Source organism: Microbacterium proteolyticum, from assembly GCF_030818075.1.
In the GTDB taxonomy this organism is placed as follows: Bacteria; Actinomycetota; Actinomycetes; order Actinomycetales; family Microbacteriaceae; genus Microbacterium; species Microbacterium proteolyticum_A.
Window position 1 is genome coordinate 3,336,653 of record NZ_JAUSZZ010000001.1, and the last position, 12,361, is coordinate 3,349,013.

The 12,361-nt window shown below is 71.0% G+C and carries 12 protein-coding genes; 7 read left to right on the forward strand and 5 right to left on the reverse strand.

Features of this window, described 5'->3' with window-relative positions; genetic code table 11:
- Window positions 1-299 precede the first annotated feature (299 nt).
- Window positions 300-1,382: a 1-deoxy-D-xylulose-5-phosphate reductoisomerase gene (gene dxr / locus QE392_RS15525; protein WP_307453333.1), complete on the reverse strand. Its 1,083-nt coding sequence runs from the start codon at window positions 1,380-1,382 to the stop codon at window positions 300-302.
- Window positions 1,383-1,391: 9 nt separating this feature from the next.
- Window positions 1,392-2,387 carry an FKBP-type peptidyl-prolyl cis-trans isomerase gene (locus QE392_RS15530; RefSeq protein ID WP_307453335.1) on the reverse strand — a complete coding sequence of 332 codons (996 nt, stop codon included), beginning with the start codon at window positions 2,385-2,387 and terminating at the stop codon, window positions 1,392-1,394.
- Between the two features lie 237 nt (window positions 2,388-2,624).
- Between QE392_RS15530 and QE392_RS15535 the strand changes: the two genes are divergently transcribed.
- From QE392_RS15535 to dhaM, 4 genes are all read left to right on the forward strand, one after another.
- Entirely contained in the window at window positions 2,625-3,326 is a 702-nt protein-coding gene (locus QE392_RS15535) for a lysophospholipid acyltransferase family protein (RefSeq protein WP_307454167.1), read from the forward strand.
- A gap of 93 nt (window positions 3,327-3,419) precedes the next feature.
- Window positions 3,420-4,415 carry a dihydroxyacetone kinase subunit DhaK gene (dhaK, locus tag QE392_RS15540; protein WP_307453337.1) on the forward strand — a complete coding sequence of 332 codons (996 nt, stop codon included), beginning with the start codon at window positions 3,420-3,422 and terminating at the stop codon, window positions 4,413-4,415.
- A complete protein-coding gene (gene dhaL / locus QE392_RS15545; RefSeq protein ID WP_307453339.1) occupies window positions 4,412-5,044 on the forward strand; it encodes a dihydroxyacetone kinase subunit DhaL in 633 nt (210 codons plus the stop codon). The genes dhaK and dhaL overlap by 4 nt, the downstream gene beginning before the upstream one ends.
- Window positions 5,041-5,838, forward strand: coding sequence for a dihydroxyacetone kinase phosphoryl donor subunit DhaM (gene dhaM, locus QE392_RS15550; RefSeq protein WP_307453341.1), 798 nt, complete (start codon window positions 5,041-5,043; stop codon window positions 5,836-5,838). The genes dhaL and dhaM overlap by 4 nt, the downstream gene beginning before the upstream one ends.
- A gap of 48 nt (window positions 5,839-5,886) precedes the next feature.
- On the opposite strand, the gene QE392_RS15555 is transcribed toward dhaM, so the two are convergent.
- On the reverse strand, window positions 5,887-6,849 hold the full coding sequence (locus QE392_RS15555; RefSeq protein ID WP_373426485.1) for a sugar-binding transcriptional regulator: 963 nt from the start codon (window positions 6,847-6,849) through the stop codon (window positions 5,887-5,889).
- A gap of 111 nt (window positions 6,850-6,960) precedes the next feature.
- On the opposite strand from QE392_RS15555, the gene QE392_RS15560 reads away from it, so the two are divergent.
- The 3 genes from QE392_RS15560 (at window position 6,961) to glpK (ending at window position 11,152) form a co-directional block, all read left to right on the forward strand.
- On the forward strand, window positions 6,961-8,679 hold the full coding sequence (locus QE392_RS15560; protein ID WP_307453343.1) for a glycerol-3-phosphate dehydrogenase/oxidase: 1,719 nt from the start codon (window positions 6,961-6,963) through the stop codon (window positions 8,677-8,679).
- Window positions 8,680-8,799: 120 nt separating this feature from the next.
- Entirely contained in the window at window positions 8,800-9,558 is a 759-nt protein-coding gene (locus QE392_RS15565) for an MIP/aquaporin family protein (RefSeq protein ID WP_307453345.1), read from the forward strand.
- 82 nt (window positions 9,559-9,640) lie between these two features.
- Entirely contained in the window at window positions 9,641-11,152 is a 1,512-nt protein-coding gene (gene glpK, locus QE392_RS15570; protein WP_307453348.1) for a glycerol kinase GlpK, read from the forward strand.
- 176 nt (window positions 11,153-11,328) lie between these two features.
- Here glpK and QE392_RS15575 read toward each other — a convergent pair whose 3' ends face one another.
- Both QE392_RS15575 and QE392_RS15580 read right to left on the reverse strand, forming a co-directional pair.
- A complete protein-coding gene (locus QE392_RS15575) occupies window positions 11,329-11,808 on the reverse strand; it encodes a hypothetical protein (RefSeq protein WP_307453351.1) in 480 nt (159 codons plus the stop codon).
- 51 nt (window positions 11,809-11,859) lie between these two features.
- Window positions 11,860-12,330, reverse strand: coding sequence for an OsmC family protein (locus QE392_RS15580; RefSeq protein WP_307453353.1), 471 nt, complete (start codon window positions 12,328-12,330; stop codon window positions 11,860-11,862).
- Between the last annotated feature and the right edge of the window lie 31 nt (window positions 12,331-12,361).

Below are 12,361 nucleotides of genomic sequence, written 5' to 3' on the forward strand. Positions count from 1 at the left end.
GACCCGCGCGCGACGACCCGCGCCCCGCTGACCCGCTGACTTGCGCCATATGCACGCGTGGGATCGTTTCCGGCGAGCATCCGGCGCAAGTCATCCCTGCCGCGCACCACGACCCGCGCACCACGACCCGCGCCCCGCTGACCCGCTGACTTGCGCCATATGCACGCGTGGGGTCCTTTCCGGCGAGCATTCGGCGCAAGTCATCCCTGCCGCGCACCACGACCCGCGCGCCACGACCCGCGCACGACGACCCGCGCGGCGCGGCGGAACGCCCGCGAGCGAGCCAGGCTGAGGGGGCGTCAGCGCGCGGCGATGACCTCGTCGGCCGCGCGACGCGCCCAGGCCTCGGCCTCGGCGAGCGACTCGCGCGTGAGGACGGTCGGCGGCTCGTGCCGGTCGACGACGCCTTCGATGATCTCGACGATGCCCAGGAAACTCAGCCGCCCCTCGTGGAACGCGTCGACGGCCTGTTCGTTCGCGGCGTTGAAGACGGCCGGGTACGTGGCGCCCGCTCGCCCGACGCGCTTCGCGAGGGCGACCGAGCCGAACGCCTCGTCGTCGAGCGGCTCGAACGTCCACTGCGTCGCACGCGTCCAGTCCAGCGGCGCACCCACACCGCCGATGCGGTGCGGCCAGTCGAGCCCGAGCGAGATGGGCAGGCGCATGTCGGGCGGAGACGCCTGCGCGATCGTCGACCCGTCGACGAACTCGACCATCGAGTGCACGATGGACTGCGGGTGGACGGTGACGTCGATCCGGTCGTACGGCACGTCGAACAGCAGGTGCGCCTCGATCACCTCGAGGCCCTTGTTCACCAGCGTCGCCGAGTTGGTGGTGACCACGCGACCCATGTCCCACGTGGGGTGGGCGAGCGCCTGCGCGGGCGTGACGTCCGTGAGCTCCTCGCGGCTGCGTCCGCGGAACGGGCCACCGGATGCCGTGAGCACCAGCCGCCGCACCTCGTGCGCTTCCCCTGAGCGGAGCGCCTGCGCGATGGCGGAGTGCTCCGAATCGACCGGCACGATCTGGCCCGGGGCCGCGAGGGCCGTGACGAGGTCGCCGCCGACGATCAGCGACTCCTTGTTGGCCAGGGCGAGGGTGCGCCCCTCCTCGAGTGCCGCGATGGTGGGACCCAGGCCCACCGAACCGGTGATGCCGTTGAGCACGACGTCGGCGCCGACGTCGCGGACGAGCTGTTCGGCCTCGACCGCTCCGAGGGCCACGTGCTCGACGCCGAACTCGGCAGCCTGGGCCTCGACGCCGGCGCGGTCGGTACCGGCCGCCAACCCGACGACGTCGAAGCGGCCGGGGTTGGCGCGGATGACGTCGAGCGCCTGCGTCCCGATCGAGCCGGTGGAACCGAGGATGACGACGCGGCGCATCCCGTCAGCCTACTGAGCAGCTGCGGCCGCGTGCTGCACACCGAGGATGTCGACGACGAAGACCAGAGTGGCATTGGCCGGGATCTCGCCCTGGCCGGTCTCGCCGTACCCGTCGGCCGGCGGGATGACCGCCACGACCTGCGACCCGACGGTCTGGCCCTCCAGCGCCTTCTGGAATCCGGGGACGACGCCCGTGGTGGCGAACTGCGCCGGCGCGCCCTTGTCCCAGCTCGAGTCGAAGACGGTCCCACCGTCGTAGAGGACGCCCGTGTACTGCACGATGACGGTGTCTCCGGGGTTCACGACCTCACCGTCGCCCTGGCGCAGGTTCTCGACGCGCGTCTCGGTGGGCGCGGGCGTGCTCGGCACGGTGATGGTGGGGGCGCCGTTGTCGGCGAACGTGACCGTCGGCATACCGTCGACCGGTGCCACCTCGGTGCCGTCGGCGCGCAGCGGCAGCTCCGCGATCGTGTCGGCGACGAGGACGTAGGCGGGCGAGCCTTCGCCCAGGATGCCGGCCGGGAACGTCGAGACCGTGCGCGACCCGATGGGCACGCACGAGACGGCGGCGCCGAAGATCTGCTGCGCGTTGACGATCATGTCCATGCCGGCGGGGTCGCTCTGCAACGAGTCGAGCTCGACCGAGCCCGTCGAGGCGTCGATGACGGTGTAATTCGCCTTCACGAGGTCGCCGGGCTGGATCTCGGCCCCGCTGCCCTCGATGAGGGTGCTGCGCTGGATGTCGGTGGGGGCGAAGCCGTCGGGACGCGTGACGGTCACGGGACCCTGGAAGTCGCCCGCGACCTCGAGGCCGGCGGGCACCTCGCCGGTGAACGGCGTCTGGCACTGTGCGGGGTCGGCGCTCGCGCTGGCATCCGCGGTCGGCGCCTGCTCGGACGAACCGGTGCAGCCCGCGAGCAGCAACACCGCGGCGGCGGCGACGGACAGGGAAGCGATCGGGCGGAAGCGCACGGAGAACCTCTCGGAGAGAACGGAAACCCCCATCCTGTCGTATCGGGCCTTTGCCGCGCCTGAGAGTCCGCCCGAGGACTCGAGCGCGTCCGGCCATGACACAGCCGCCGGGGTCCCCTTCGCCGCGTCCGCTGCGCAGCGCGGTCGGCGACCGTGCCCGTGCGCGCATACCCGCGAACGGTCATGCGCGCACGGGTATGCGGTGGCGAGTAACCTCGACGGGTGAGTTCCGACCTGCCCGCCGAACCCCCCGCAGCACGGCCGCAGCAGATGGGCGTCACCTACGTCCTGGGGCGCTCCCTCATCGCTCCGCTGGCCCGGGCGATCTACCGTCCCCGCGTCGAGGGCCGCGAGAACGTCCCGCGGACGGGCCCGGTCATCTTCGCCAGCAACCACCTGTCGTTCATCGATTCGATCGCCATCCCCGTCGCCGCGCCCCGGCCGGTGCACTTCATGGCGAAGGCGGCCTACTTCGAGAAGTGGGCGTCGCGGCAGTTCTTCACCGCCATCGGCGCCATCCCGGTCGAGCGCGGGGCGGGGCAGAAGGCGCTCGACGCGCTCGACGAGCAGAAGGCGTTCCTCGACGACGGTCGCGCGGTGGCGCTGTACCCCGAGGGCACGCGGTCCCTCGACGGGCGCCTGTACAAGGGACGCACCGGGGTGGCCTTCCTCGCCCTGCAGACCGGTGCGCCCGTTGTCCCGGTGGGGCTGATCGGCACCGACGAAGTCATGCCGGTCGGCGCGAAGTTCCCGAGCACCACTCCGCGCATCACGGTCCGCTTCGGCACGCCGCTCGACCTGTCGCCGCACGGACCCGCGTCGTCGGGCCGCGCCCGCCGAGGCGCCACCGACGAGATCATGGCGGCCATCCACGCGCTCAGCGGGCAGGAGCTCGCGAACGCGTACAACGAGGCACCCGCCCAGAACCCGATCGAGCGCATCAAGCAGGTCCTGCCGCACGAACGCCTCTGAGCCCGCCTGCCCGCCCTTGACGTGACGCCGGCCGGCGAGCATCGTCGGGAGTGCGACGGCCCGCGCCGTCGATGCCACGACGAGGAGGCAGGCGTGAAGAAGTTCGTGAACGACCCGGGCGACGTGCTGGCCGAGGCCCTGCGGGGGATCGACGCCGCCTACCCCGACCTGAGGGTGGATGCCGCCAACCGCCTCATCCTGCGCGCGCAGCCCACCCGTGAGGGCAAGGTCGCCCTGGTGTCGGGTGGCGGTTCAGGGCACGAGCCGCTGCACGGTGGCTTCGTGGGACTCGGCATGCTCGACGCCGCCGCCGCCGGCGAGGTCTTCACCTCGCCCACGCCCGACCAGGTGCTGGCCGCGACCCAGGCCGTCGACTCCGGTGCCGGCGTGCTGCACATCGTGAAGAACTACACCGGCGACGTCTTGAACTTCGACATGGCGGCGGAGCTCGCCGCGGCCGAGGGCCTGCAGGTCGAGGCCGTCGTCGTCGCCGACGATGTCGCCGTCCAGGACTCGACGTGGACGGCGGGTCGCCGCGGCACGGGGACCACGGTCGTGCTCGAGAAGATCGTCGGCGCCCTCGCCGAGGAGGGCGCCGACCTCGCGACCGTCGCCGCTCTCGCGCGGCGCGTGTCCGCGGCGGGCCGGTCGATGGGCGTCGCGCTGACCAGCTGCACCGTGCCCGCGGCGGGGCGGCCGACGTTCGACCTGCCGGATGACGAGATGGAGATCGGTGTCGGCATCCACGGCGAACCCGGTCGCTCGCGGGTCGCACTGGCATCCGCCCGAGAGATCGCGAAGCTCATGGTCGACCCGATCGTGCACGACTTCGGCGAGCCGGTCGGGCCTGCGATCGTGCTGCTGTCGGGCCTCGGCGGCACCCCGCTCATCGAGCAATACCTGCTGTACGGCGAGATCGCGCCGCTGCTCGAAGAGGCGGGTGTCGACGTCCGGCGCGTCCTCATCGGCGACTACATCACCAGCCTCGACATGGCCGGCGCCTCGCTCACGGTCGTGAAGGCCGACGACGAGATGCTCCGCCTGTGGGACGCCCCCGTCGTGACCCCGGGCCTGCGGTGGGGCGCATGAGCGACGCCGTCTCCATCGACGACCTCGTCGCCTGGATCCGCCGGTTCCGCGACGCGGTGCAGCAGCACAAAGACGAGTTGACGCGTCTGGACTCCGAGATCGGCGACGCCGACCACGGGTCGAACATGGCCCGTGGTCTCGATGCGGTGGTCGCACGGCTCGAACCCGCCCCAGCCGACGCGGCGGAACTGTTCAAGACCGTCGGCATGACCCTGGTGTCGTCGGTGGGCGGTGCCAGCGGCCCCCTGTACGGCACGTTGTTCCTGCGCATGGGACCGGCACTGGCGTCGGACGAGGTGGATGCCGCAGCCCTCGGCGCCGCCCTGCGCGCCGGGGTCGACGGGGTCGTGGCCCGTGGCAAGGCCGAGCTCGGCGACAAGACGATGATCGACGCCCTCTCCCCCGCTCTCGACGCGTGGGACGCCGCGGCGGCCGACGGCCTTGCCGCCGCGGCGCGGGCGGCCGCGGAGGCCGCCGCGCGGGGCCGCGACGCGACCGAGCACCTCGTCGCCCGCAAGGGCCGCGCGAGCTACCTCGGCGAGCGCAGCGCCGGTCACGTCGACCCGGGCGCGGCGTCGGCGACCCTGCTGCTCGAGGCGTTGCGCGACACCCTGGCGGGCGCCGAGTGATCGGTCTCGTCGCCGTCTCGCACAGCCGCGCGCTCGCAGATGCGGCCGTTCATCTCGCGCTGCAGATGGGCGGAGACGACCCGCCCACGGTGCGCGTGGCCGCCGGCGGACCGGACGACGACCTCGGAACGGATGCCGTCGCCATCGCCGCAGCCATCGAGGAGGCCGACTCCGGAGACGGCGTGCTCGTGCTCATGGACCTCGGCTCGGCGATCCTCAGCGCCGAGACGGCTCTGGAATTCGTCGCCCGACCCGAGCGCGTCCGACTGAGCGCGGCTCCCTTCGTCGAGGGTCTCGTGGCGGCGGTGGTCACCGCGGCGGACGGCGCCGATCTCGAGACCGTCGCCGCCGAGGTGCGTGGCGCGGCCGAGGCGAAGGAGCGTCAGCTCGGCGGCCCGGGCGATGCGGCATCCCCGATTCTCGCCACCGACGACGACGCCTCGACGACGGCACCGGACTCCCCCGCCTCCGGACCGGACGCCCCCGACCCGGCACCCGGGACCGCCGTGGACGGGCGCACCGTGTCGTTCGAAGCGCTCGTCGTGAACCCGTCCGGCTTGCACGCCCGCCCCGCCGCGGCTTTCGTCAAGGCGGCGTCGCAGTACGACGCCGAGGTCCGCATCTGCGACCTCGATGCCGGCTCCGAGGAGGTCTCGGCACGCAGCCTGCTGGCGCTCATGGCTCTCGGCATCCGGCGGGGCGCGCGGGTGCGGGTGAGCGCCACCGGCCCTCAGGCCCGGCAGGCCCTCGACGACCTGCGCGCTCGCATCGACGACGGGTTCGGCGAGCGCTGAGCGCGGCGCGGCGGTCTGCGCCGTCGTGCCTCCAGCGCCGGCCGGCGGTCAGCGCGCGACGCTCAGCAGTCGCCGCGCCAGCGCCTCCTCGACGACGAGCTCGGTGATCAGCCCGGCGGCGAGCGCCCCGCGCAACCCGTCGAGCTTCGACAAGCTCGAGACGACGCAGAAGCGCCGCGGGATGCGGCGGACGGTGTCGAGGTCGGGGCCGCTCGAGCGCGCGTTCAGCTCGCGGATGTCGCTCGAGCCGTCGACGCGGTAGAACACCGTCGCGCAGTCGCCGACGACGCCCTCCCGTTCGATGACGGCACGGTCGCGCTCGTCGAAGTAATCACCGCTGTAGACGTGCGAGGGCACGTCGGCGTGGGGCGAGCCGAGACCGAAGACGAACAGTCCGACGCGCTGCTGGATCTCCAGGACCGAGCGCACCGAGCGCTCGCGCCACATCGCCTGCTTGGTGTGCGGATCGTCGAAGAGGGCGGGCACCGGGAATTGGTGCACGGAGGACGACCAGGCCGCGCCGAACTTCGTGAGGATCTCCCCCGCGTAGGGGATGCCGGAGGTGCGCACGTTCGCCGCGCCGTTCATCTGCACGATGTGGGTGTCGTGCACGTCTTTGACGGGTACGTGCCGGGCCACGGCCGACAGCGTGGAGCCCCAGGCCACGCCGACAGTCATCGACGACTCGACCCTTTCCGCGAGGATCCGCGCTGCCGTGAGGGCCGTTCGTTCGAGGCGCTCGGCTTCCGACGTCCGTGCGGGTGTCGGCACGACGTGGGCGGTGATGCCGAAGCGATCGGCGATGCGCTGGGCCATCTGGCCGCGCGCGTCGTCGGGCTGACTGATCGAGATGGTCACCAGCCCCACGTCGCGTGCGTGCTGCAGCAGACGGGACACGGACGACCGCGAGATGCGCATCTCGTGCGCGATGGCATCCATCGTCAGGTCCTGCAGGTAGTACAGCTGCGCCGCCCGGAGCGCGTCGCGGGAGCGTTCCTCGGCCTGCGTCACGCTTCCCCCCTCCTTACACCCGCTAGTCTGCACGTTTTCTCAAGGGTCTTGCAACAATGTGCACTCAGGCGCATCCTTCTGACGTACCGACAACGAAAGGTCGCAGTCGACATGTCGTCCCCCGCAACTCCGCTCCGCGCCGACGTTCAGGCGCTCCGCGACGCCGAAGACCTCGACGTCCTCATCATCGGCGGGGGGATCAACGGCCTCGCCACCCTCCGCGACCTCGCTCTTCAGGGTGTGAAGGTCGCGCTCGTCGAGCGCGGTGACTTCGTCTCCGGCGCCTCCTCGGCCTCCAGCCACATGGTGCACGGCGGCATCCGCTACCTCGAGAACGGCGAGTTCCGCCTCGTGAAGGAGGCCGTGACCGAGCGCAACGATCTGCTCAAGACCGCGCCCCACTACGTCAAGCCGCTCGAGACGACGATCCCGATCTACAAGACGTTCTCCGGCATCCTGTCGGCGCCCTTCCGCCTCCTCGTGACCCACGGCCGCGGCAAGCCGAACGAGCGCGGCGCGCTGCTGATCAAGGTCGGCCTCATCATGTACGACACGTTCTCGCGCGACGGGGGCTCGGTCCCGCGCCACAAATTCCTGGGCAAGAAGAAGTCGCTCGCCGAACTCCCCCAGCTCAATCCCGACCTGGCCTACACCGCCACCTACTTCGACGCGTCGATGCACGACCCCGAGCGCATCGCCCTCGACGTGCTGCGCGACGGCATCGAGGCCGGCGGTGGACGCACGCAGGCGGTCAACTACGTCTCGGCCGTCGGCGCCGACCAGAACGGCGTGCGCGTGCGCGACGAGGTGTCGGGTGAGGAGTTCTCGGTCGCCGCGAAGGTGGTCTTGAACACCGCCGGCCCCTGGACCGACCTCGCCAATGCCGCGATGGGGGTGAAGACGCAGTTCATGGGCGGCACCAAGGGGTCGCACATCGTGCTCGACAACCCCGACCTGCTCGCCGCCACCGGCGGTCGCGAGATCTTCTTCGAGCACTCCGACGGCCGCATCGTGCTGATCTACCCCCTCAAGGATCGCGTGCTCGTCGGAACCACCGACATCGACGCCGACCCGGCGAAGCCCGTGGTGTGCACCGACGACGAGATCGCCTACTTCTTCGACCTCATCGGGCACGTCTTCCCGAGCATCGCGGTCGACCGCTCGCAGATCGTCTACACGTTCTCGGGCATCCGCCCGCTGCCCCGCCACGACGACACCGCGCCGGGATTCGTCTCGCGCGACTACCGCATCGTCGAGGACGAGATCGCGGGCGTCCCGGGCTTCAGCCTCGTCGGCGGCAAGTGGACCACGTTCCGCGCTCTCGCCGAGCACCTCAGCATGAAGGCCCTGCAGAAGCTGCGCCGCCCGCATCGCGTGAGCACCCAGGGCCTGTCGATCGGCGGGGGTGCCGGCTTCCCGGCGACGCCCGAGCAGCGCCGACGCTGGGTGTCCGCCCGCACGAACGCGCACTCCGCGGAGCTGGTGGATGCCATGCTGGAGCGCTACGGCACGCGCGCCGACGCGATCCTCACCGCCCTCCCCGCCGAGCCGACTCCGGTGCCCGACGCGCCGGGGTACTACCGCGAGGAACTCACCTGGATCGCCGAGCACGAGCAGGTCGTGCACCTGATCGACGTGCTGCTGCGCCGGACGCACCTCGCGTTCGTCGGAGGGATGACGGAGCGCACGCTACGGGAGGTGGCCGAAGCGATCGCCGGACCCCTCGGGTGGGACGTCGACCGCATCGACGAGGAGGTCACCCGCACGACGGAGATCCTCCGCACCGCTCACCGGGTCGATCTGGCCCAGGCGGGGGTCGCTCGGATCTGACCGAGGTGCGGGCGCGCCACCGATCGCGCGCCCGCACCCACACCGGCGGTTCGACCCGCCGAGCTGCACGACCACCCGCGGCGACGAAGTCCGGGTGAGAAAAGAAAGGTCGATGAAGACATGCAAGAAGTGAACCTGGGGCTGTACTTCCTCTCCGAGGTGGTCGGCACCGCGATGCTCATCCTGCTGGGCTGCGGCGTGGTCGCCAACGTGGCCCTCGCCAAGACCAAGGGCAATGCGGGTGGCACCCTGATGGTCAACTGGGGGTGGGGCCTGGCCGTCTTCGCCGGCGTCATCGTCTCGGCCTACTCCGGCGCGCAGCTGAACCCCGCCGTCTCCATCGGACTCCTCGTGCACGGTGACATCACGTTCGTGCAGTTCCTGGTCGCCGTCGCGGCTCAGATGGTCGGCGCGATCATCGGTGCCGTGCTGGCGTGGGCCTCCTACAAGCAGCACTTCGACGACGAGCCCGACCCGGCCGCCAAGCTGGGCGTGTTCTCGACCGGCCCCGCCGTCCGCTCCTACGGCTTCAACTTCCTCACCGAGGTCATCGCCACCTTCGTGCTCGTGTTCGTCATCTTCGGCTTCCGCGACTACGGCGTGGCCGACATCGGCGTTCCGGGAGGCATCGGCGGCCTCGCCGCCGTTCCCGTCGCCCTGCTCGTGGTCGGCATCGGCGCCTCCCTCGGCGGTCCGACCGGGTACGCCATCAACCCCGCGCGCGACCTCGGTCCGCGCATCGCGCACGCGATCCTCCCCATCAGGGGCAAGGGCGGCAGCGACTGGGGCTACGCCTGGGTTCCGGTCGCCGGTCCCCTCGTGGGCGGTGCGCTCGCAGGCCTTCTCGCCCCGGTGCTGCTCGGACTGGCCGCCTCCTGACCCCCGGGGTGGCCGATCCGCCCGGAAAGGCCGCCCCGCCCTTCACCACCTTCACCACCGAACAAGACAAAGGAGTCCCTCCATGGCCGATTACGTCCTCGCCATCGACCAAGGCACGACATCGACGCGCGCGATGATCTTCGACACGAGCGGTAGCGTCATCTCCGTCGGGCAGAAGGAGCACGAGCAGATCTTCCCGCGCGCGGGCTGGGTCGAGCACGACCCGCTCGAGATCTGGCGCAACACCCAGGAGGTCATCGGCCTGGCCCTCAGCCGTGCCGACATCACCCGGCACGACATCGCCGCCGTGGGCATCACCAACCAGCGCGAGACCGCGGTCGTCTGGGACAAGAACACCGGCAACCCCGTGTACAACGCCATCGTCTGGCAGGACACGCGCACGCAGTCCATCGTCGACCGCCTCGCCGACGGTGACCCCGAGCGCTACAAGAGCATCGTCGGCCTGCCGCTGGCGACCTACTTCTCGGGCACCAAGATCGTCTGGATCCTGGAGAACGTCGACGGGGCCCGTGAGAAGGCCGACGCCGGCGACCTGCTGTTCGGCACGACCGACACCTGGGTGCTGTGGAACCTCACCGGTGGCACCGACGGCGGCGTGCACGCGACCGACGTCACCAACGCCAGCCGCACGCTGTTCATGGACCTCGAGACGCTGTCCTGGCGTGACGACATCCTGGCCGACTTCAATGTCCCCGCCTCGATGCTTCCGGAGATCCGCTCGTCGTCCGAGGTGTACGGCACGGTGGAGTCGTCGTCGCTGCTGCGCGAGACGCCGATCGCCGGCATCCTGGGAGACCAGCAGGCGGCGACCTTCGGTCAGGCCGCCTTCGACCCGGGTGAGAGCAAGAACACCTACGGCACGGGTAACTTCCTCATCTTCCAGACGGGGGAAGAGATCGTCCGCTCCCAGAACGGTCTGCTGACGACCCTGGGCTACAAGCTCGGCGACCAGCCCGCCCGCTACGCCCTCGAAGGCTCGATCGCCGTGACCGGCTCGCTCATCCAGTGGCTGCGCGACCAGCTCGGCATCATCTCCTCGGCCCCCGAGGTCGAGGCGCTGGCCTCCAGCGTCGACGACAACGGCGGCGTGTACTTCGTGCCGGCGTTCTCGGGCCTGTTCGCGCCGTACTGGCGGCCCGATGCCCGCGGCGCGATCGTCGGCATGACGCGGTACGTCAACAAGGGCCACATCGCCCGCGCGGCCCTCGAGGCCACCGCCTTCCAGTCCCGCGAGGTGCTCGACGCCGTCAACGCCGACTCGGGCGTCGACCTGGAGGAGCTGAAGGTCGACGGCGGCATGACCGCGAACGATGCGCTCATGCAGTTCCAGGCCGACATCCTGGGCGTGCCGGTCGTGCGTCCGGTGGTCGCCGAGACCACCGCCCTCGGCGCCGCGTACGCCGCGGGCCTCGCGGTCGGCTTCTGGGACAACCTCGACGACCTCCGCTCCAACTGGCAGGAGGACAAGCGCTGGGAGCCCCGCATGGACGCCGGCGAGCGCGACCGCGAGCTGCGCCTGTGGAAGAAGGCCGTCACCAAGTCCATGGACTGGGTCGACGACGACGTGCGCTGACGCGCCGTGTCGCAGCGGAAACCCCGCCGGCTCCGTGCCGGCGGGGTTTTCGTCGTGTGGTGACTGCTGGGGGCTTCGACAGGCTCAGCCACCTCGCCGCGGAGGTCCCTGAGCCTGTCGAAGGGACCGATCGCGTCCGCGAAACGCCGGGTGCCCGGCATCCGGATGCCGTCGACTCAGCGCTGCGGCTTGGGAAACGCCGCACGCACGACATCGGACTGCAAGTAGTCGGAGACCCCGATGAGCAGGATCGCGAACAGGATCTGCTCGGTGACCACCCAGAACGGGTAGAGCCCGGGGATCGCGGCGAGCACGAGGGCGACGACCGGGAAGATGCGGCTGAACAGCTGCAGACGCCGGAACGCCCAGTACCAGCCCGCCCACGCGCGCCACAGGAAGTAGAACAGCGTCGTGGTGATGGCCAGCACGACGAGGCAGCGCATCCACACGGCGAACCCCACATCGGCGCCGTTCTGCGTCATGACGAAAGCGACCACCACCGTGGCGACGCCGAGCACGAAGCCCGCCGCCAGCAGCAGCGTCATCGCACGGAACGCGCGCCGCACCTTCGGGTCGTCGGAGACGGCGACGCGATGGCCGGCCTGACGTCCGCCGGCGATGCGGTCGAGGCGGCGCAGGGCTGGTTCGAGCTGCATGCGCTCACCCTATGACCTCGGCGTATGCGCCGCCTCGGTGCACGCCCGCGCTCAGCCGACCGTGATCTCCGGTTCGTGCCGCACGGGGAAGTTGACCGAGTTGGCGATGAAGCACCACGCGCGCGCCTGCGCGTGCGCGGCGCGGGCCGCCTCGACCATCGACTCCTCGGCGACCCGCACCCGCGGGCGCAGCACCACCTCTGTGAATGCTCCCCCGCTGTTGCCGTCTTCCTGCATGGTGCCCGATGCGTCGTCCTCGTACCCCGTGACGACGACCCCGGTCGTGACGCAGGCGTGCAGGTAGGACAGCAGGTGGCATTCGCTCAGCGCGGCGAGGAGCAGCTCCTCCGGGTTCCACTTGGCGGGGTCGCCGCGGAACGGCTTGTCGGCGGATGCCGCGATGGCGGGCTTCCCGTCGACCTCGAGCGTCACGGCCCGGTCGTAGTCGCGATACCCGCTCGTGCCGCTCCCCCGGTCGCCCGTCCAGGTCGCGTGCAGACGGTACTGGTGCTCTCCGTTCATGCCACCAGTCTGCCCCCACCCCACCCCCACC